The sequence below is a fragment of the Agrilactobacillus fermenti genome, from assembly GCF_021030645.1.
In the GTDB taxonomy this organism is placed as follows: Bacteria; Bacillota; Bacilli; order Lactobacillales; family Lactobacillaceae; genus Agrilactobacillus; species Agrilactobacillus fermenti.
Genome location: NZ_JACGCJ010000001.1, coordinates 14503 through 37313 on the forward strand (window position 1 = coordinate 14503; position 22811 = coordinate 37313).

Consider the following 22811-nt stretch of genomic DNA (forward strand, 5'->3'; position numbering starts at 1 on the left):
ATGAAATATTTAATCGTTGGAACTGGGTTGTTTGGCTCTATTTTTGCCAATGAAGCTGTTAAACATGGGCATCAAGTACAAATGATCGAACGCCGAAACCATATCGCTGGGAATGTTTACACTGAAAATATTGATGGTATCCAAGTTCATAAATACGGGGCACATATTTTCCATACTAGTCAAAAGAAGATTTGGGATTATGTACAACAATTTGCTGAATTTAATCGGTATACGAATGAACCAGTTGCAAATTATAAAGGTGAAATTTACAATTTGCCCTTTAATATGAATACCTTTAATAAAATGTGGGGTGTAACCACACCTGAAGAAGCCAAAGCTAAGATTGACGAGCAGCGACAGGTATTGCAGGGTAAAAAACCAACCAATCTGGAAGAACAAGCAATTTCTTTGATTGGAACGGATATTTACGACAAGCTGGTCAAAGGGTATACAGAGAAACAATGGGGTCAAAAAGCGACTGAATTACCAGCTTTTATTATTCGGCGGTTACCGGTCCGTTATATTTATGACAATAATTATTTCAATGATCCTTACCAAGGGATTCCAATTGGCGGTTATACACAGATCGTTGAAAAATTATTGGATGATCCAAAAATTGAAGTTCAGATCAATACAGATTTCTTTGATAATAAAGATCATTATTTAAAAGATTATGACCGGGTCGTTTATACTGGGATGATTGATCAATTCTTTGATTATCGCTTGGGCACATTGGCCTATCGTAGCTTGCGCTTTGAAGAAGAGGCATTAGATATGGATAATTACCAAGGCAATGCTGTGGTTAATTATACCGATGCTGAAACCCCATTTACGCGGATCATTGAGCATAAACATTTTGAATTTGGGCGTGGTAATAAACATCAAACGATTATTACCCGTGAGTACCCTCAAGATTGGGTTAAAGGTGCGGAACCTTATTATCCAGTAAATAATCAAGAAAATGATACTTTATTCAAACAGTATCGTGACTTAGCTGAAACGGAAGCCCCAAATGTTTTGTTTGGTGGTCGGCTAGGGCAATATAAGTATTTCAATATGGATCAAGTCATTTTATCTGCTCTACAAGCAGCTGGGCGTGAGTTTAAAGACTAAGTTCTTGATTAGATAAAAAGGCGGCCCTAAAAAAAGAGAATCAGTGACAGATGTTTGGGTGTTTCTGTCGTTGGTTCTCTTTTTATTGAAAGGGCGTGAGGTAAGAGGTACTCAGCACCTGAGTACGAATTAAGAATTGCGAAAAATGAGGGACTTTCCATTTGAGCCATAATAAATAGAGAGCGAAAACAAAACATGAGTTTCGTCTCGCCCTCAAATGAAGTGTACTGGTCAGAAATGTAGTTGGTAAGTAATTTCTTGTTTTTTGGTTTCACTGCGTTGAAGATAGGTGTCACCGAAGCCGTCATGATTGATAGCATCTGGGAGCGTCTGAACTTCTAGCGCCACACCAATGTGCGGTTGGCCTGGGCCATTGACATAGTTCATATCGGGTGTAAAGGCATTGGCAGTAAAGACAATCAGAGCATTTGCATCAGCATAAAAGTCAACACGTCGATCTGTAGCAGGATCAGATAATGAGGCCAGCGGTGTTGTTTCAGAGTGGTCATTGATCACAAAGGCATCGTCAAACCCTTTTTCTGGTGTATCTTGCAGTTTAGCTAGAGCTTCACCAAGCTTAGTCGGCGTGGATAAGTCAAAAGCAGTACCAGCATTAGGCGTAAACTTGCCAGTAGGGATCTTTTCACTGGTGATTTCAAGATGGCTGTCAGAGTTCACTTGAAGGTATTGGTCGTTAATGGTAGTTGAACCAGCCAAGTTAAAATACAAGTGATAAGTTGGATTAAATAACATGTCTGTATCGGATTTAGCTTGAAATTCAACTTTTAGTTGATTATCATTGGTTAACATATAATGAACGGCTACCTGCATTGTTCCAGGAAAGTCCCAGTCATCATTGGCAAAAGTGTGATGTAGCGTTAAAGTTGCTGTATCTGAAGTTTGGGCTAACTCACCTTGCCACTGGACGGAATGAAAGCCATGAGGGCCGCCATGCAGCAAGTTTTTACCTTCATTTGGGGTTAAATGATACTCGTGTGTACCAAGCGTAAATGTTGCTTGACCAATACGACCAGCTACGGGTCCAATCATCATGTTGGTATAGGCGGCATTAGCATAATAATCAGCGGTGTGGGGAAATGACAACAGAATATTGTGCTTTTGCCCCTGTTTATCGGGCACATTGATTTGATGGACAATGCCACCCTGACTTAGAATCGTAACGGAAACGTTATTGTCATTTTCTAAGGTATAAGCGGTGACGGGTTTTTCTAAATAAGTGTCAAATTGTTTTTCTGATGCGTACATATATTAAAGCCCACTTTCGTTTTTAGTTTCTTTATGAAGCGTAAATTGCATTTATAAAACGTTTTCAATATAATGGTTATACGGACAAATGTCAAATCGAAAATTTTTATTGGGAGAGTTAATGGTGACAAAAAAATACGAATTAGTTGGAAATGGTGTTAAGGAGAAGATTCTTGATGGGACATATAAAATAAATGATAAGTTACCTACTGAATCAGAATTAATGTCAATGTATGATGTTAGTCGTTACACCGTGCGTCGAGCAATGAGCGATCTTGAGAACGAACACTATGTTTATCGCATTCAAGGTGGTGGCATGTTTGTCAATGACTGGCGCTCAGCTGAAGAAAACAATAATACCAATCAGATGATTGGCATTATTACAACGCACATCGCAGATTATATTTTTCCCAATATTATTAGTGGTGCTGATCAGATCATTTCAGATAATGGATTTGGGTTAGCTTTGTCCAACACACACAATGATCCTAAAAGAGAACGAAAAGCATTAATGTCCATACTTAACAGTAATGTGGTGGGCTTGATCGTCGAACCAACGCGGAGTACCATGCCAGCGAGTAATTTAGATTTGTATCTACAGATCGAACAAAAGCGACTGCCAATGGTATTTATTAATGCCCAATATCCTAATTTGAATGCTGTATCTGTGACTACGGATGATTTTAAAGGGGTCAAGAAATTAACAGAGTATCTTTTTTCTATTGGCCATCGACGCATATTAGGTGTTTTCCAAGTGGACGATCAACAGGGGATGGATCGGATGGCTGGCTTTACAGCGGCCTTCCAAGCGGCTTCCGGCCTTGAACTTAATAGTAGTGTCATTATGTACCAATCTTCAGATCACCGTAAGAATATTCTAGCACAGGTTGAAGATTATCTGAATTTAAACGTCGCACGCCGACCAACCGCCATTGTTTGTTATAATGATGAGCTAGCTTTTCAGGTGGTTGATAGTGTAAAGTCTGAGGACCTATCCGTGCCCGATGATATTTCAATTACGGGTTTTGATAACTATTATTTAGGCGAATACTTTGATCCAACTTTAACAACTTTAACGCATGAAAAAGAAAAAATGGGCCATGATGCAGCAAATTTATTGATCAGCATGTTACACCATAAAAAAGTATCATCAATTGTTTATGAACCAGATTTACTGATTCGCAACTCAACTAAAGCAACTTCTAAAAATAAATAAATGAAAATTTCTATGAAAAGCCTATATCATTAGGCTTTATTTTTTTAAATAAAAATAATTATACTGATAATAGAAAATACGGGTTTATTTATACGTATAAATATTTTATACTAAATTTGTTCTTAGATGAAAACGCTATCCAAATTTTTCATTCTAGACCTCGCTGTTTATTAATTTAGGAGGTTCATCGTGTGAGTAAAGAAAATATCATTCGTCAGATCAAAGCTGGTCAAACATCCCTGGGGATTGAACTTGGATCAACTCGGATCAAGGCCGTTTTGATTGTTGATGATTATCAAACTATCGCTTCAGGAAGTTTCAACTGGGAAAACGAACTTAAAAACAAAATTTGGACCTATTCAACTGAACTTGTTTGGAAGGGTATTCAAGCAAGCTATGCGGAAATGAGCCAAGAAGTTGAAAAAGAATATGGTATTCAACTTGAAAAAATTGGCTCGATTGGTATTAGCGCCATGATGCATGGCTATATGCCGTTTGATAGTCAAGGTAACTTACTAGTACCGTTTAGAACTTGGCGCAATAACATCACTGAAGAAGCAGCCAATTACTTGACTGACTTATTCAATTTCAACATTCCGCAACGTTGGAGTGTGGCGCATCTTTATCAAGCCATCTTGAATCAAGAAGATCATGTTAAGGATATTGATTTCATCACCACTTTAGCTGGCTATGTTCATTGGCAATTATCTGGACAAAAAGTTTTAGGGATTGGGGATGATTCAGGTATGTTCCCAATCGATTCTAAGACTAAAACTTATGATACCAAGCGGCTTCAACAATTTGGTGAGATTAAATCGGTACGGCAATATCACTGGACGTTAGAAGATATTTTACCTAAACCTTTGATGGCAGGGACACAGGCTGGCACGTTGAATCCGATTGGTGCGCAGCTTTTAGATCCAACGGGAACCTTAAAAGCTGGTGCTGTAATGGCGCCACCTGAAGGGGACGCTGGTACTGGTATGGTTGGCACTAACAGTGTGCGGAAACGTACGGGTAATATCTCTGCTGGAACATCAGCTTTCTCAATGGTGGTTTTAGATCAAGCCTTAAATAAAGTACATCGCGATATCGATATGGTGACAACGCCTGATGGAGCAGATGTTGCTATGGTACACACGAATAATTGTTCTTCTGATATTAATGCCTGGGTCAGCTTGTTCCGTGAATTTGCGGAAGCTATTGGCCATCCATTAAGTCCAAATGAATTGTACAAAGTACTATTTAATAGTACCAAAGAAAGTGATCCTAGTTGTGGTGGCTTGATCAATATTGGTTACTTGTCTGGTGAAAATATCACTAACATGCCAGAAGGACGGCCATTGTTCGTTCGGACACCAAATAGTGATTTCAATTTAGGTAACTTTATCAAGACACATCTTTATTCAGCCTTTGCCCCATTGAAAATCGGGATGGATATTTTGAGCAAAGAAGAAAATATTCACACTGATAATATGGTCGCTCAAGGTGGTCTGTTCAAAACACCAATCATTGGGCAACAAGTTCTGGCTGATGCTTTGGATACGCCGATCACTGTGATGAGTACCGCTGGTGAAGGTGGACCTTGGGGCATGGCTGTTTTAGCAACATTCGTCCGTGAAGGTCAAGGCCAAAAACTTGAGGATTATCTCGATCAGAAAGTATTTGCGAATCCAGAATCCTCAACCATTGCACCTGATCCTAAGGGCGTTGAAGGCTTCAATACGTTTATTGAGGCTTATAAAAAATCATTACCAATTGAATCCACGGCAATTCGTTCGGTTAGTGTGCTAAATCAATAATGAAAGGTGTCCATTATGTTAGAAGATCTAAAAAAAGAAGTCTATGAAGCCAATATGCAATTGCCTAAGTTAGGGTTAGTAACCTTTACTTGGGGGAATGTCTCCGGAATCGATCGTGAAAAAGGGCTATTTGTCATCAAGCCATCTGGGGTAGATTACGAAGATCTAACATCCGACGACATGGTGGTTGTGAACTTAAAAGGCGAAGTTGTGGAAGGCAAAATGAATCCTTCTAGTGATACGCCAACACACACGGTATTGTATAACGAATTTCCTACTTTAGGCGGGATCGTACATACCCATTCACCTTGGGGCGTTGCCTTTGCCGAAGCTGGGATGGATATTCAAGCATTAGGAACGACCCATGCGGATACGTTCTATGACGATGTTCCAGTTTCTGATGCATTGACAAAAGAAGAAATCGAAAGCGCTTATGAAGAAAATACGGGTAAAGTTATCGTACGGACCTTCAAAGAACGCGGCTTAGATCCAGATGCTGTCCCAGCCGTTTTGGTACGTCAGCATGGGCCATTTGCCTGGGGACCAACGCCAGCTAAAGCTGTTTATAATGCGAAAGTTCTCGAAGTTGTCGCTGAAATGAACTATCATGCTTTGACTTTGACACATGACAATATTCATGTGCCACAATTCCTACTTGATAAACATTACTACCGTAAGCATGGTAAAAATGCCTATTACGGCCAAAATAATGCTAAATCTAAAGATCACGCAACACACGAAAAATAGGGTTCAATTAATTAACTATTAAGGAGAGATTTACATGTTAGAAATTCCGAATTATAAGTTCTGGTTCGTCACAGGTAGTCAACATTTATATGGTGAAGAACAGTTAAAATCTGTTGAAAAAGATGCCCGTGAAATCGTTGATAAACTAAATGCGTCTGGCAAGTTGCCTTATCCAATTGAATTCAAAGAAATTGCTACAACAGCTGATAATATCACTCAATTGATGAAAGATGTGAACTATAATGACGAAGTTGCTGGTGTCATTACTTGGATGCATACTTTCTCTCCTGCTAAGAACTGGATTCGTGGGACTAAATTATTGCAAAAACCGTTACTGCATTTAGCAACGCAATTCTTAAACAACATTCCTTATGACACCATTGACTTTGATTATATGAACTTAAACCAAAGTGCCCATGGTGATCGGGAATACGGTTTTATCAATGCTCGTTTGCAGAAGAATAACAAGATTATTTATGGCTTCTGGGGCGATGAAGACGTCCAAGACGAGATCGCTCGCTGGGAAGATACAGCCGTTGCTTATGACGAAAGCTTCAAGATCAAGGTTGCTCGTTTTGGCGACAACATGCGTAATGTGGCCGTTACTGAAGGTGACAAAGTTGAAGCTCAAATTCAATTTGGCTGGACAGTAGACTACTATGGTATCGGTGATTTAGTTGAAGAAATCGGTAAAGTTAACGAGGCTGATGTCGATAAATTATATCAAGAATTACAAGACAAATATGACTTTGTAACTGGCGATAATGATCCTAAAGTTTATGAAGATCATGTTAAAGAACAATTACGCCAATACTTTGGTATCAAGTCCTTCTTGGAGAAAGGTAACTACTCTGCCTTCACCACAAACTTTGAAGATCTTTGGGGTATGAAACAATTACCTGGTTTAGCTGCACAATTATTAATGGCTGACGGCTATGGCTTTGGTGCTGAAGGTGACTGGAAGACGGCTGCTTTGACACGCTTATTGAAGATCATGGCCCATAATAAGGGCACAGCCTTCATGGAAGATTACACACTTGACTTACGTAAAGGCCATGAAGCTATTTTGGGCTCGCACATGCTTGAAGTTGACCCATCTATTGCTAGCACAAAACCACGGGTTGAAGTACACCCATTAGATATTGGTGGCAAAGATGATCCTGCACGTTTGGTCTTTGATGGTTCAGAAGGCGATGCTATTGATGTTACGATCTCTGACTTTGGTGATGAATATCGGATGGTCATGTACGCTGTTGACGGTAACAAGCCAGAAGCAGACACACCACATCTACCAGTTGCCAAACAATTATGGACACCAAAAGTTGGCTTGAAGAAAGGTGCTCATGACTGGATCGAAAATGGTGGCGGCCACCATACTGTCTTCTCATTTGCTTTAACAGCAGAACAATTAGAAGACTTAGCTAAAATGTTTAACTTACATTTCATTAATATTGATTAGAATCAGAGCGTGACAAAGGGAGGTCAGCGACCGAGCACCAACAAGAATGACGATAAATGGTGTATTGTCCATTTAAGACATTTGATGTTGGGTGACGTCGTTGCCCTTTGGCACGCGTTTAGAATCAGAGCGTGAGTGAAGCTGGGCAGCTTTGGCGCATTAACCACAATTGTGCAGATGAAGCCATCAGCTTCAGCCAACAATTAGGGTTAAGTAACAAAGCTAGCTTCACGAACGCGTTTAGAACCAGAGCGTAACAAAAGGCATTTAGAGACTGAGCACTAACGAAAATCACGATAAATGGTGAACTTGCCATTTGAGTGATTTGCAGTTAGGTGATGTCTCTGCCTTTTGGCACACGTTTCAAAACACATAAGCAACAAGTTTTAGACATCAAATACGTTTTTGAACAGCCTCCAAACTATTCCAAGCGTATTGTCATAACAACAAATTTCAAAAATCAAATCACACAAATACACTTACAAATTTCACAGTCATACAAATAAATAAGAGTTCGGAGCAACTTACATCGGCAGTAAGTTGTTTCGGGCTCTTATGTAATCAACAAATGTATTCGCTTTATTTTAGAAACAATTCGGCAAAGGGCAACGACGTCACCCAACAGCGACTGACTCAAATGGGAAATTCACCATTTATCGTCATTCTTGTTGGTGCTCCGTCGCTGACCGCCCTTTGTCACGCTCTAAACGCGCTCGAATCATCAGTTTTTTCACACAACTACGCCTTACTCGTGGGACAATTCACCCACAGCGTAAGCCTAGGTTGGTGCTCAAAAACTACCCGATGACTCTCACGCTCTGTTCTAAACGCGCTCGTGAAGCTAGTTTTGTTACCTAACCCCAATAGTTGGCTGAAGCTGGCGCTTCATCTGCACAATTTGGGTTAGTGCGCCAAAACTGCCCAGCTTCACTCACGCTCTTTTTTCTTTGCGCATGAGCCACATAAATTTAGGGATGGCTAGCATGCGTTTAAAGCGGGTGGGTTCTTTTAATAAACGATAGAACCACTCTAAATGAGCGTCTTGAAAGACTTTTGGCGCCCGCTTAGTCATGCCGGATAGGACATCGAAGCTGCCGCCAACGCCCATCCAAATAGCTTGGGCTTGCGTCAAGTTCTGCTTGATCCAGTTTTCTTGTTTGGGATAGCCAAGGCCAACAAAAATCAATTGGGGTTGTTTATCGTGGATATCAGCTAAAATCTGGGTATCCTCTTTAAAATAACCATCGTGATAGCCAACTAGATCGATGCCAGGATATTGTTGCTGAACTTTTGTCACGACTGCGGCCATGACTTCTGGTTTGGCACCCAGTAGATAGACCCGCAGGTGCTGGGTGTTGGCCTTTTCTAATAGGGCAACCATGGTATCATAGCCAGTAACACGTTCTGGTAATGGCTGATGAATTGTTTGGGCCGCCTTGATTATCCCAATGCCATCTGGTGTAATATAATCAGCGGCTTTTATGATCGCCTTGTATTCGGGATGATCTTTGGCATATAAAACAATTTCGGGATTTGCAGTTACGATAAAGCGTCGTTTTTTTTGATCAATATCGGTTTGTAATTGGGTTAAAAATTCTTGATTTGTGGCCTTAATAAAGGGAACATCCATGACCGTTACAGTCGAAAAGGACATGTACTCACTCCTAATTCATAATGGCTTTATTATAGCAAAAATTAAATTAAAAAAATGCGACGGAGGCAATATTTTGAAAATCTTACTCGTCAACGCTGGTAATGAGACCGGCGGCGGTCGAACGCACATCGTTCAATTGATCGGTGCGTTGAATAAAATAGAAGATATTAGTGCAGAATTATTGGTTTTTGAGGATGGTGCGGTTGCCAAGATGGCTCGGGAACATGATGTGAAAACGACGGTGATTCCCCAAAGTTCGCAAATGGATATGAGCGTCATTGGCAAGTATCGTCAATTTGTACAAGACCATGACTTTGACATTGTCCATACCCACGGGCCCCGGGCAAATGTGCTGACCCGCTTTATTTATAAGCAGATCTCAGCGACTTGGGTCGTTACCGTGCATAGTGAACCTAAAGTCGATTTCTTAAACAAGGGTATCAAAGGCACGATCTTCTATAAATTAAATGTCTCTGCCCTTAAAAAAGCCAAACATCTATATTTGATTACGAATTACTTCCATGATGAACTGATTGGTTACGGTATTCCTGAGACAAAAATGACGCCGATTTTTAATGCTATCAACTTTTTTGATGGTCCGGTGGCAAAAAAAGAGCACGAAGCGTTCAATATTTTAAATGTGGCCCGTGTGGTTGTTGTGAAAAACCAAGCCTTATTGTTGCGAGCTTTGGCCAAAGTTAATTTCGATTATCGACTAACAGTGTTGGGCAATGGGCCTTTAGAAGCAGATTTAAAACAGCTTGCTCAAGAGCTTGGTATCGCTAAAAAAGTGAACATTGCAGGTTTCACGGAAGATCCCACCCCTTATTATGAAGCAAGTGATTTATTCGTACTACCATCAACGTCTGAAGGTTTTCCCACGGTCTTATTAGAAGCGGCTAATTACGAATTGCCAAGTATTGCCACGAATGTTGGTTCTGATGAAGAAGTGATTCCTAATGAAGATACGGGCTGGATTTTCAAGAGCGAAGATGAAGCCCAACTCGTTAAAGACTTAAATCAGGCCTACCAAGAATATGAACAGGGGACCTTGACGCAACGGGGCCAGGTTTTCAAGACCTTTGCCAGCAGTCATTTTTCCGTAACGCATTTAGCACAAAAGATGATTGCTCTGTATGAAGCAGCACAGAACAAATAATAGTTTTGTTTGGAAAAAACCGATGGTATTGCGGTATAATGAAACTAATTTTGTTAAGATATGTAAAGACATGTTTGCGGCGGCGTTTGTGTTAGGGGTTAAGTTATATCTATATTCTGATTTAAACGCGTGCCAAAGGGTAGAGACTTCACCTAACTGCAAATCACTCAAATGGTAAGTTCACCATTTATCATGATTTTTGTTAGTGTCCAGTCTCTGAACGCCCTTTGTTACGCTCTGATTTAAACGCGCTCACATAAGCAAGCGTTCTTGGATAAGTCATTTCTGTTATAGTTTTGACAAACTACGCCAGAAATTGCCTTATCCGCGAATGCATGACCGCTTATGTTCACGCTCTCAAAATAAAAAGGGGTTACTTTAATTATGTCAAATTTTCCCGATGACAGTTTGGCTTTGCACACGGATCTTTATGAGATCAATATGATGTTGACTTACTGGGAAAAAGGTATTTCTGAACGTCAGTCTGTTTTCGAGGTTTTTTTTCGCAAAAATCCTTTTGAAAATGGGTTTGCACTTTTTGCCGGTTTGGAACGGGTCGTACGTTATTTGCAGGATTTGAAGTTTTCGGATTCAGATATTGAATATTTGCGGGAAATGGAAGACTATCCGGAAGGTTTTCTACAGTACTTAAAAGACTTGAAATTTACCTGTACGATTCGCTCAGCGGTGGAGGGAGATCTGGTATTTAGCAACGAACCAATTTTACAGATCGTTGGGCCACTTGCTCAGTGTCAATTGGTCGAAACAGCTATCTTAAATATTATTAACTATCAAACGCTGATTGCGACTAAAGCGGCCAGAATCAAATCAGCTACTGGCAATGATCCTTTGTTAGAATTCGGTTCTCGTCGGGCTCAAGAGATGGATGCAGCCATTTGGGGGACACGGGCAGCTTTCATTGGCGGTTTTGACGCCACGAGTAATGTTCGAGCTGGCAAATTATTTGGTATTCCAATCTCTGGGACCCACGCTCACTCGCTGATTCAAACTTATCGGAGTGATTATGAAGGCTTTAAGGCTTATGCTGAGACACATCGTGATTGTGTTTTCTTGGTGGATACTTATGATACTTTGCGTAGCGGCGTGCCTAATGCAATTAAAGTTGCCAAGGAATTTGGCGACAAGATTAACTTCCAAGGTGTGCGCATCGATTCAGGAGACATGGCCTATATCTCTAAACGCGTTCGGCAGCAGTTAGATGACGCTGGTTTTCCTGATGCCAAAATCTATGCTTCTAATGATTTAGATGAAAAGACGATCCAAAACTTGAAGATGCAAGATGCTAAAATTGATGTTTGGGGTGTCGGCACAAAACTGATCACGGCCTTTGACCAGCCAGCTTTAGGGGCTGTCTATAAGCTCGTTGCTATTGAAGATGAGCATGGTCAAATGGTGGATACTATCAAGCTATCTAGCAATGCCGAAAAGGTATCAACCCCTGGGATGAAACAGGTATGGCGCATCACCAATGATAAGAAAGACCATAAGTCTGAAGGCGACTATATTGCGGTCTGGGATGAAGATCCGACCAAACAAGAAAGCTTATATATGTTCCACCCAACCTATACCTATATCAATAAGACGTTGACCGACTTTACAGCACGGCCGTTATTGCAAACAATTTTTGATCAAGGTAAGTTGGTTTACCAATTACCAACGTTGGATGAAATCAAGGCCTATTGCCGTCGGAGCCTAGATTCCTTATGGGATGAATATAAGCGGGACTTAAATCCGCAAGAGTATCCTGTAGATTTATCGCAAAAATTGTGGGATCGTAAGATGAACTATATTCAAAAAGTTCGGCAACATGTCAATGATACAATTAACGATAAATAGAGCGCGAGAATCATCGGTAGTTTTTGAGCATCAACCTAGGCTTACATTGTGGGTGGTTTGTCCCATAAGTAAGTCGTAGTTAAGTGAAAAAACTGATGATTCAAACGCGTTTAAAATACAAGAGTGTGACAAAGGGCGTTTAGAGACTGAGCACTAACAAAAATCACGATAAATGGTGAACTTTCCATTTGAGTGATTTGCAGTTAGGCAAAGTCTTTGCCCCTTGGAACGCGTTTAGATCCTTAGTGAAGTTGAAATTGTTCGTCATCAAAAAGGAGTAGTCTATGCGACCATTACAAAAAGAAATTATTGCTGTTGAACACACACAACCAACGATTGATCCCCAAAAAGAAATTCGCCGGTCTATTGATTTTCTTAAAGCTTATTTGAAAAAAACAGGGTTAAAGACTTACGTTCTAGGTATTTCTGGCGGTCAAGATTCCACTTTGGCTGGAACTTTGACACAGATGGCAATCAAGGAACTGCGCGCAGAAACAGGGGTAGCAGACTATCGTTTTATTGCGGTACGCTTACCCTATGGCGCGCAAGCCGATGAGCAAGATGCCATGGATGCCATTGCCTTTATGCAGGCAGATGAAGTGATGCGGGTGAATATTAAGGCGAGTGTGGATGCGATGGTTACGGCATTAGATGAAAATCCCGAATTGACGGTGGGCGACTTTAATAAGGGCAATATCAAGGCCCGAGTTCGGATGGTCGCTCAATATGGCATTGCTGGCCAACGCCAAGGTGTCGTGGTTGGGACCGATCATGCAGCTGAAAATATCACCGGTTTTTATACTAAATTTGGGGATGGCGCAGCTGATGTTACCCCACTTTATCGTTTGAATAAGCGCCAAGGTAAGCAGCTCTTGGAAGTGTTGGGTGCACCGAGGCACTTATACCTGAAGACCCCAACAGCTGACTTAGAAGAAGACCGCCCAGCTTTGCCGGATGAAGTGGCTTTAGGTGTGACCTATGACCAGATTGATGACTACTTGGAAGGGCGAACGATTGATGAAAAGGCGGCTGAAAAGTTAGAACAAATTTACTTGCGGACGCAGCATAAGCGGCATCTGCCAATTACAGTATTTGACGACTTTTGGAAATAGATTTTTTCTGAAAATCTAAATTTTGAGAGTTGCAATAACCACAATAATTAATATATAATTATATTATTCATAAGGGAGTAACTAGCGGTTACCGTGGTAACATCGTCAGCAAGGTCGAATAGATCTGGTGTTATCTTAAATAGTGAGACTTATGTATGGCGTTTTTGTCACACATAGGTCTTTTTTTAATACCAAAAGTAAAGGAGCTTGAAGTATGCAAAAAGCAGATAAGGGTGAAACTTATTATAACCAAGATGCGGCGACGGTACTGAAGCATGTTCAGTCTCAGACTGAAGGGCTTAGTAACGATGAAGCACAAAAACGACTGGAACAAAATGGCAAAAATGCGTTGGCTGAGGGTAAACGTAAGACCAAGCTACAGCGGTTTTTGGATCAATTCAAAGACTTCATGATTATTGTTTTATTGGTGGCTGCACTGATTTCGGGGATCGTTGCTCGAGAATGGGCAGATGCTGCGATTATTTTAGCCGTGGTCTTGATCAATGCCATCATGGGTGTGATCCAAGAGTCGAAAGCCGAAGAAGCCATCGATGCGTTGAAAGAAATGGCAACGCCTGAAGCACATGTGCGCCGAAATGGCAGTGTGCAAACGATTAGCAGTGAAGATTTAGTTGTGGGGGATATTGTTAGACTAGAAGCTGGTGATGTGGTCCCTGCGGATATGCGCTTATTAGAAACAGCTTCCCTAAAAATTGAAGAGTCTGCTTTAACGGGTGAATCCGTACCTGTTGAAAAAGATGCTGGTACGATCGATGAAACTGATGTGGCGTTGGGTGACCGCACGAACATGGCTTTCATGAATAGTAATGTGACTTATGGCCGAGCTACTGGTGTGGTTGTAGGCACAGGCATGCAGACCCAAGTTGGTCAAATTGCTGGCATGTTAAATAGTGCTGAAGAAACTACGACGCCATTACAAGATAACTTGAATTCTTTGGGTAAAACCTTAACGATTTTGATCTTAGTGATTGCGGCTATCATGTTTGTCGTTGGCTTCTTAAGAGGCGATGCTAGCTGGATCGATATGCTGCTCGTTTCGATTTCACTAGCTGTCGCAGCGATTCCTGAAGGTTTACCAGCCATTGTTACGATTATTTTAGCGCTGGGGACCCAAAAGATGGCTAAGCGGAATGCCTTGGTTCGGAAACTACCCGCTGTGGAAACTTTAGGCAGCACGGATATCATTGCTTCTGATAAAACCGGGACTTTGACGATGAATCAAATGACCGTTGAAAAGATATATACCCATGGGCAACTGCAGGCTGCTAAAGCTGAAATTGCACCAGAGGATCTGACGTTACGGATCATGACGATGGCTAATGATACTCAGATTCAAGAAGATGGGAAGCTAGTCGGTGATCCTACTGAAACAGCGTTAGTCCAATATGGGTTTGATCATGATTTTGATGTCCGTGATGCAGTAGCGGCTGAACCGCGTGTGGCCGAACTGCCATTTGACTCTGATCGGAAGCTGATGAGCACGGTTCATCAGTTAAAAGATGGCCGCTTCTTTGTGGCTGTCAAAGGGGCACCTGATCAGTTGCTCAAGCGGGTCACTAAAGTTGAAGTTGACGGGCAAGTGCAAACGATGACATCAGATCAAGCAAATGACATTTTGGACGTCAACAATAATTTGGCTAAAGATGCTCTGCGAGTACTGGCAATGGCTTACAAAATACTTGAGCACAAACCTACGGAAATCACGAGCGAAAACTTGGAAAATGACTTAATTTTTGCCGGTCTGGTAGGTATGATCGATCCAGAACGGCCAGAAGCTAAAGCCGCCGTTGAAAAGGCTAAGTCAGCGGGCATTCGGCCAATCATGATCACTGGGGACCATCAAGTAACTGCCGAAGCAATTGCCGGTCGGTTAGGGATTATTGAACCAGGCGATGATGCTGCCGTGATCACTGGGGCACAATTGGACGAAATGGATGGTCAAACATTTGATCAAAATGTTGAAAAGTATTCGGTTTATGCCCGGGTATCGCCAGAACACAAAGTACGTATCGTTAAAGCTTGGCAATCTAAACAAAAGGTTGTCGCGATGACTGGTGATGGCGTGAATGATGCCCCAGCATTGAAGTCAGCTGATATTGGTGTCGGTATGGGTATTACTGGGACGGAAGTATCAAAGGGTGCCAGTGATATGGTTTTGGCAGATGATAATTTTGCCACAATCGTTGTGGCCGTTGAAGAAGGCCGTAAAGTCTTTGCTAACATCCAAAAATCGATTCAATATTTATTGTCAGCCAACTTGGGCGAAGTTTTAACATTATTCTTAATGACATTAATGGGTTGGGACATTCTCAAACCAGTCCAATTATTATGGATCAACTTGGTTACGGATACGTTCCCAGCCATTGCCCTAGGAGTTGAACCGACGGAACCAGGCATTATGGATCGCAAGCCGCGGGGTCGAAATTCTAATTTCTTCTCCGGTGGCGTAGCCTCTTCAGTCCTTTACCAAGGGATACTTGAAGGTGTCCTCACATTGGGCGTCTATTTATGGGGGATCAACTTCCCATTACACAGTGGTGCTGAAGCGGTTCATGCCGATGCCTTGACCATGGCTTATGCCACATTAGGCTTGATTCAGCTATTCCATGCCTTCAATGTGAAGTCGATTCATCAATCCTTATTTACAATTCATCCATTTGCGAACAAAGCTTTCAACTGGGCTATCTTAGCTTCCTTTGTCTTACTGGGTGTGACCATTGCTGTACCAGGCTTCAACAGCCTCTTCCATGTTACCCACCTAGCCTTATCCCAATGGAGTGCCGTGTTGATCGCTGGGATCGCAATGTTAGTTATTGTTGAAATCGTTAAGTTCGTACAACGTAAAATGGGTAAAGCTTAAAAAATACGTGACAAAAGTATCGATTTCTTAAAATACGATTAATCAAAAAGATACATTATTGTGAGAAACTCAAAAACAAAACACTTGTTTTTGGGTTTTTCTTTTGGCGTTTTAGAGATTGGGGACCTTTTGTCGCGCTTTAAACGCGTTCGTGTCATTAGTTTTTTCACCCAACTACGACTGCCTTGAGGGCTAGTGCTCCCTCGGCGTTAGTCTAGGTTGGTGCTCAAAAACGAACCAATGACACTCACGCTCTGATTGAAACGCGCTCCAAAAGGTAGCAACTTCACCTAACTACAAATCACTCAAATGGAAAGGTCTCCATTTATCGTGATTTTTGTTAGTGCTCAGTCGCTGAACACCTTTTGTCACGCTCTAAACGCGTTCGTGAAGCTAACTTTGTCACCTAACCTGAATTACTTGCTGAGGCTGGCGCTTCATCGGCTTAATTTAGGTTAGTGCTCCAAAGCTGACCAGCTTCACTCACGCTCTGATTTTGTGCTACTATGGTTAGATGTGATTTTCATTTATTTAATATTTTGAAATAGAAAGGTAGGGATGACGGGACTTTGAAAAAGTTTACACTACAATCCATTGTTTTTGTTTTGGTGGCGTTTATGTTGGGCTGCAATGAGTTTATTGTGGTTGGGATTCTGTCTGATTTGGCTAAGGATTTTTCGGTTTCTTTAGCAACCGTGGGTTATTTGGTAACTATTTTTGCGACGGTTTATGCTGTAAGTACGCCGTTTATTACCGTATTGACCAGCCGCTTCCCGCGTTATAAAACATTATTGACCTTGATTGGTATTTTCTTTGTAGGTAATACGTTAAGTGGGCTGGCAACTAATTTTGTCTTTATGGTGGTATCTCGGATTTTAACTGCGATGACGGCCGGTTCGATCATTTCTTTGGTAATGACGTTTTCAAGCCAAATTGCGCCTCGCGAAAAGCGTGCTAGTCTAGTCTCTTGGGTCTTTGCCGGTTTTAGCATCGCTTCAGTCTTTGGCGTGCCGATCGGGGTTGCTATCAGCACGAGTATCGGCTGGCGCTATGCTTTCTTTAGTATTTCGGTTTTGACCTTGATAGTTTTTGGGTTATTGCTATTTCTACTGCCGCGCCATGTGACACAAACGACTAGCAGTATTAAAAACCAATTAGCGCTTCTATTAGATGCCCGTATTTATCTTGGGGTGGCCTTGGTCTTGTTCAGTGCTGCGGCCATGTATGGCTATTACACCTATATTCGGCCGCTATTGACGACTGCCATGGGCTTTAGTCTGGGCAGCTTAAATTGGCTATTATTCATCATCGGTATTATGAGCATTATCAACAACCGTTTGTCTGGAAAACTGGCCGAAAAAGCGGATAGTTTGCACCGCCTACCCAAATTTTATATTGCCGATATTATTTTGCTAGTGTTGTTGCCATTGGGGTTAAGCAATCAGATGGTTGGGCTGGGTATGATTTTAGTTTTAACGTTGATCATTACAATTTTGAATGCACCATTGCAGCTGCACTTTTTGAATATTGCGGATGCGGATTATCCACAATCCTTAGTGCTAGCTTCATCTTTGAGCTCGATTTTCTTCAATTTTGGCATTTCTTTAGGCTCAGCCACAGCCTCGATTTTGGTCGGGCCACTTGGTTTGAATCGCATCAGCTTTGGCTCCGCCGTGTTCGCTGCGATTGCTTTAGGCCTAGTTATTGCCTTGAATCGGGCCAATAAACGACGTGTAGCGCACTGAATCGTGGTTTTGTCGGCGCCTAAAATTTGCTATACTAGGTCTTGGAGGTTCATTCATGAATAAAACACAACAAAAAGCAGTACGCTATGCACAATTGATTAATGACTTAGTTGAAAATTTAGAGAAAAATCAAAGCGATTTGAATCCAGATTTTGAAAAGTTAAAGGCAGCGATCCAACAAGATACAGTTAAAGATATCCCAGCAGATGACTATTGGCGGATCCAAGAACATTTCCAGCAAGGGACCAACAATTACCATGCTGACCTTGAAAAATTGCAGCATGGGCAAGCGCCCGCACGGTTGGTTGGCACCCATCATCTATTACTGCATGCTTATGAAGATTTTGTCGCTGGTTGTCAACAAATGGTGGATAGTATGCTTGATGATCGCACGATCGATACCAAAGCTTTTGATACTGCCGAGCAAGCACAAGATGCAGCAACTGAAAAAATTGGTAAGTATATCCAAAAACTGACCCAGTTGATTTAATTGATTAGACGGGAAATATTTAAAACTAGACTATTGTAGTTCAAAAGAGGCCCGACAAAATTCAGTTTTGCCGAGTGCCTCTTTTTTCAATTGGTAATTTAACAGAGTTCGATTAAATCGGAGGAATCAGCTTGAAACGGATGCTAACGTTTATTGTCGCGCTGGTTATTTTTTTGATTGTTGCGTTTGTGATGGCGACCAAACAGCAACAGCAGCGCGCAAAAACCCCAACCGTAGGCATTTTACAATTGACCACCCATCCGGCTTTGGATGCGATTCACCGTGGTCTTGTGGCTGAACTAAAAGCACAAGGGTATAGTCCTCAAAAGGGCAATATCAAAATTGACTATCAAAATGCTGAAAACGATCAAAGTAACCTTAAGACTATGAGTGAGCGTTTTACCAATCATCACGTAAGTGTGATGGTGGGTATCGCCACACCGGCAGCTCAAGCGTTGGCCGATGCAAGTACGAAAATTCCTATTGTGTTAGGAGCTGTAACGGATCCTAAGGGGGCTAATTTAGTTGCAAATAATGCACATCCCGGCGGCAATGTTACCGGTGTTTCCGATCAAGCCCCAATTAAAGCGCAGCTGCAGTTGATTCAAAAGCTGCAGCCGAATCTAAAGACATTAGGCGTGATTTCAACCTCTAGTGATGATTCTGCGCAAACACAGGTTCGAATTTTGAAACGACTCGTTGCCAAAGAAACAACGCTCAAGTTAAAAACCTATACGATCACATCGACCAATGATGTGAATCAAGTAGCTGAAACGATGATGAATCAGGTAGATGCCGTCTATGTGCCGACGGATAACACCATCGCCAGTGCCATGCAGACATTAGTTCAAGTGGGGAATGCGAAGAATGTTCCGATTTTCCCAGCGGTGGATACTATGGTCAAAGATGGAGGCGTGGCGACCATTAGCATTAATCAATATCGTTTGGGGCGCCAAACGGGTAAAATGGTCGTTAATATTTTTCGGCATCATCAAGATCCAGCAACAACGCCGGTCAAGTTCATCAAAAAGGGTGATTTAGTTATCAATTTGAAAGCAGCTCACAAGTTAGGCATTCAAATTCCCGCTGACTTGATCCAGCAGGCAAAAACAAGTGGAGAATTAATTCAATGAATATGATTGTATCAGCAATTGGCCAGGGGTTACTCTGGGGTATTTTAGGCTTAGGCTTATTTTTAACATTTCGTATCTTAGATTTTCCAGATATGACCGTGGAAGGAACTTTTCCCTTTGGCGCTGCGGTTGCCGTCGCGCTAATCAGTCATGGTTTTTCACCAGTTATTGGCTTAATTGGGTCGTTATTAGCCGGGATGTTGGCTGGTTTGACCACAGGTATTTTATACACAAAGGGTAAAATTCCGATCTTGTTGGCAGGTATCCTGGTAATGACCGCCCTTTACTCGGTTAATTTACGCGTACTGGGTCGTAGTAATCTGTCTTTGTTAAATAAGCCTAATTTATTTAATTTACCGATATTGCAGGCGTTGCCACCGTACTTTGGTAGTGTGATTTTGGGTCTGGTACTTGTGAGCATTGCCATTTTGCTGGTGGTCTGGTTTTTACAAACGGACCTGGGGCAAGCCTTTATTGCCACTGGTGACAACGAGGTTATGGCACGTTCTTTAGGGATTCATACAGATAATATGAAGATTTTAGGTTTGATGGTTGCTAATGGCTTGATTGGTTTGGCAGGTGGTCTGATCGCCCAAAATAATGGGTATGCCGATGTCAATATGGGTGTCGGTGTGATCGTGATTGGCCTTGCTGCCATTATTATCGGTGAAGTGGCCTTTGGAGAATTGACCCTGAATCAACGACTAGTGGCGACGGTTTTAGGGAGTATCATCTATCGGTTTGTACTCTTGATCGTCTTGGGCCTTGGCTTTAATACCAACGATTTAAAATTAGTGTCAGCCATTGTGCTAGCCTTAGCCTTGATGCTGCCAACATTAGAAAGTAAATGGCATTTACGCCATAGCGTTCAGCGCGGTCTGGCAAAACCCAATTCGGAATCGACCCAAAAGTAATATTGGATATCGAAGTTTATTAAAAATATGTTAAAATCTTATTAACTAATAACTAGGAGCTTTTATGGATACACAAATACAAACGTTAACGACACAAAAATTACCTCAATATGGGCAGAAACAAATTCAAGCAGTTTTAACATTACTAGAGGATGGCAATACGGTGCCCTTTATTGCCCGCTATCGTAAGGAACGGACCGGTTCGTTAGACGAGGTTCAAATTCGGGAAATCGAACATACTTATAGTTATCTTGAGAATCTTGAAAAGCGGCGCCATGAAGTCTTAGCAACGATTGAGGCGCAAGGTAAATTGACGCCTGAGCTAAAACAGCAGTTGACGCGTGCGGATAAGCTGCAAACGATCGAAGATCTCTATTTACCTTATAAGAAAAAGCGGCGGACAAAGGCTACGATTGCCAAGGAACATGGCTTAGAGCCGTTAGCCAATTATTTACTGCTGCAGCAAGTCAAGGATACGGCTGAAATGGATCGGACGGCGCAGCAGTTCGTTGATCCTGAAAAAGAGGTGCCTGACTTAGAAACGGCTTATGCTGGAGCCCATGAAATTATTGCTGAATTTGTTTCTGAAGCGGCAAAGGTTCGAGCTTGGGTTCGGAATTTTACAGCTCAAAATGGTGATTTAACCAGTACCGTTAAAGATAAATCATTAGATGAAAAAGGCGTTTACGAACTCTATTATGATTTCTCTGAGCCAATTAAAAACTTGGTTTCCCATCGAATTCTGGCAATTAATCGTGGTGAGAAAGAAGACATTTTGAAAGTCGCCCTCACAGTAGACGAGAATCGGATTCAGTGGCATTTGGATCAATTATATATCACCAATTCAGCTAGTCCGGCCGCAGCTAAAGTCAAAGCCGCAATCTGGGATGGCTATAACCGCTTTATTGCACCAGCCATTGCACGGGAGATTCGTGCTGATTTGAAGACACAAGCGGATGCAAAAGCAATTGATGTTTTTGGTGAAAACTTGAAACACCTATTGTTACAGCCACCGATGAAGGGCCGCATCGTTTTAGGCTTTGATCCAGCCTATCGGACCGGCTGTAAATTAGCAATTGTGGACGGTACTGGCAAGTTTTTAGATAAAATGGTCATCTATCCGCACAAGCCAGCGCCTGAAGCTAAGCGCAAAGCTGCCTTTGGTCAGTTCAAGGCATTTATTGAGCAATATCAAGTTGAAATGATTGCGATTGGGAATGGGACGGCTAGTCGGGAATCGGTTGAATTTGTGGTCGATGTCTTAAAATCGATTGAACGGCAAGTTTATTATGTGATCGTCAATGAAGCTGGGGCATCGGTGTACTCCGCGAGTGACAATGCCCGGGCTGAGTTTCCCGACTTTCACGTGGAAGAACGTAGCGCGGTTAGCATTGCGAGACGCTTACAAGACCCATTGGCTGAATTGTTAAAGATCGATCCTAAAGCGGTTGGCGTGGGGCAATACCAACATGATGTTTCACAAAAAGCACTATCGGCCCAATTAGATGTGGTTGTGGAAGATGTTGTCAATAATGTGGGGGTCAATTTAAATACGGCTAGTCCCGAATTGCTTGTCCATATTTCTGGGTTGACCAAAACGACAGCCAATAATATTGTCAAATTCCGTAATGAAAATGGTAAATTTCAATCACGTAAAGCACTTAATCAGGTGCCGCGTTTGGGCCCCAAAGCCTACGAACAGTCCGTGGGGTTCCTACGCATTATTGCGGGTCAAGAGCCTTTAGATAATACCGACATCCATCCTGAGAGTTATCCAGTGGCACAAGCCATTCTAGAAAAACTCGGGTTTGATGAAACGGCTATTGGTACCGATGCATTAAAACAAGCCTTGAAACGTGTGAATACATCAACCTTGGCAGCTGAGATGCAAGTGGGTACTGAAACCCTAACGGATATTTTTGCAAGTTTAGCCAAACCTGGCCGTGATCTCCGGGACGACATCCCAGCACCATTATTGCGGCAAGATGTATTGACGATTGAAGACTTAAAACCAAACATGGCTTTACAGGGGACTGTACGCAATGTGGTGGATTTTGGGGCGTTTGTTGACATTGGCGTGAAGCACGATGGGCTCGTCCATATTTCCCAATTGGCCGATCGGTTTATCAAAGATCCAAATCAAGTCGTGTCGGTCGGTGATATTGTGAACGTCTGGGTCTTGAGTGTTGATTTGAATCGAGAACGGGTTCAGTTGACGATGATCGACCCTAATGACAAAGAACAAGCAACAGCCGGCGCTTAG

At 41.9% G+C, this 22811-nt stretch carries 16 protein-coding genes; 14 read left to right on the forward strand and 2 right to left on the reverse strand.

The features are described from left to right. On the forward strand, positions 1–1113 hold the full coding sequence (gene glf / locus FHQ08_RS00080) for a UDP-galactopyranose mutase (RefSeq protein WP_230912341.1): 1113 nt from the start codon (positions 1–3) through the stop codon (positions 1111–1113). A 231-nt stretch (positions 1114–1344) separates the two neighbouring features. Here glf and FHQ08_RS00085 read toward each other — a convergent pair whose 3' ends face one another. Then, the gene (locus FHQ08_RS00085) at positions 1345–2379 is read right to left on the reverse strand and encodes an aldose epimerase family protein (protein WP_230912342.1); all 1035 of its coding nucleotides are present in this window, start codon (positions 2377–2379) and stop codon (positions 1345–1347) included. A gap of 121 nt (positions 2380–2500) precedes the next feature. On the opposite strand from FHQ08_RS00085, the gene FHQ08_RS00090 reads away from it, so the two are divergent. The 4 genes from FHQ08_RS00090 (at position 2501) to araA (ending at position 7603) form a co-directional block, all read left to right on the forward strand. Beyond that, entirely contained in the window at positions 2501–3595 is a 1095-nt protein-coding gene (locus FHQ08_RS00090; protein ID WP_269073821.1) for a GntR family transcriptional regulator, read from the forward strand. 191 nt (positions 3596–3786) lie between these two features. Further along, positions 3787–5397 (forward strand): xylulokinase, encoded by a 1611-nt coding sequence (locus FHQ08_RS00095; RefSeq protein ID WP_230912344.1) that lies wholly within the window; start codon positions 3787–3789, stop codon positions 5395–5397. Positions 5398–5412: 15 nt separating this feature from the next. Then, positions 5413–6144 (forward strand): L-ribulose-5-phosphate 4-epimerase, encoded by a 732-nt coding sequence (locus FHQ08_RS00100; protein WP_230912345.1) that lies wholly within the window; start codon positions 5413–5415, stop codon positions 6142–6144. 34 nt (positions 6145–6178) lie between these two features. Continuing rightward, on the forward strand, positions 6179–7603 hold the full coding sequence (gene araA / locus FHQ08_RS00105) for an L-arabinose isomerase (protein WP_230912346.1): 1425 nt from the start codon (positions 6179–6181) through the stop codon (positions 7601–7603). Positions 7604–8534: 931 nt separating this feature from the next. On the opposite strand, the gene FHQ08_RS00110 is transcribed toward araA, so the two are convergent. After that, complete coding sequence (locus FHQ08_RS00110) at positions 8535–9257, reverse strand: WecB/TagA/CpsF family glycosyltransferase (protein WP_230912347.1); 723 nt, start codon at positions 9255–9257, stop codon at positions 8535–8537. A 73-nt stretch (positions 9258–9330) separates the two neighbouring features. Here FHQ08_RS00110 and FHQ08_RS00115 point away from each other — a divergent pair, with 73 nt between their 5' ends. The 9 genes from FHQ08_RS00115 (at position 9331) to FHQ08_RS00155 (ending at position 22811) form a co-directional block, all read left to right on the forward strand. Then, entirely contained in the window at positions 9331–10416 is a 1086-nt protein-coding gene (locus FHQ08_RS00115) for a glycosyltransferase (RefSeq protein WP_230912348.1), read from the forward strand. A 384-nt stretch (positions 10417–10800) separates the two neighbouring features. Further along, complete coding sequence (locus tag FHQ08_RS00120; RefSeq protein WP_269073822.1) at positions 10801–12273, forward strand: nicotinate phosphoribosyltransferase; 1473 nt, start codon at positions 10801–10803, stop codon at positions 12271–12273. Between the two features lie 284 nt (positions 12274–12557). After that, positions 12558–13385 carry an ammonia-dependent NAD(+) synthetase gene (nadE, locus tag FHQ08_RS00125; RefSeq protein WP_230912349.1) on the forward strand — a complete coding sequence of 276 codons (828 nt, stop codon included), beginning with the start codon at positions 12558–12560 and terminating at the stop codon, positions 13383–13385. 214 nt (positions 13386–13599) lie between these two features. Then, positions 13600–16266 (forward strand): calcium-translocating P-type ATPase, PMCA-type, encoded by a 2667-nt coding sequence (locus tag FHQ08_RS00130; RefSeq protein WP_230912350.1) that lies wholly within the window; start codon positions 13600–13602, stop codon positions 16264–16266. A 569-nt stretch (positions 16267–16835) separates the two neighbouring features. After that, positions 16836–18011: an MFS transporter gene (locus FHQ08_RS00135; protein WP_230912351.1), complete on the forward strand. Its 1176-nt coding sequence runs from the start codon at positions 16836–16838 to the stop codon at positions 18009–18011. Positions 18012–18066: 55 nt separating this feature from the next. Beyond that, the gene (locus FHQ08_RS00140) at positions 18067–18501 is read left to right on the forward strand and encodes a hypothetical protein (RefSeq protein WP_230912352.1); all 435 of its coding nucleotides are present in this window, start codon (positions 18067–18069) and stop codon (positions 18499–18501) included. A 131-nt stretch (positions 18502–18632) separates the two neighbouring features. Further along, complete coding sequence (gene trpX, locus FHQ08_RS00145) at positions 18633–19634, forward strand: tryptophan ABC transporter substrate-binding protein (protein ID WP_230912353.1); 1002 nt, start codon at positions 18633–18635, stop codon at positions 19632–19634. After that, a complete protein-coding gene (locus FHQ08_RS00150) occupies positions 19631–20548 on the forward strand; it encodes an ABC transporter permease (protein WP_230912354.1) in 918 nt (305 codons plus the stop codon). The genes trpX and FHQ08_RS00150 overlap by 4 nt, the downstream gene beginning before the upstream one ends. Positions 20549–20612: 64 nt before the next feature. Continuing rightward, positions 20613–22811 carry a Tex family protein gene (locus FHQ08_RS00155; RefSeq protein ID WP_230912355.1) on the forward strand — a complete coding sequence of 733 codons (2199 nt, stop codon included), beginning with the start codon at positions 20613–20615 and terminating at the stop codon, positions 22809–22811.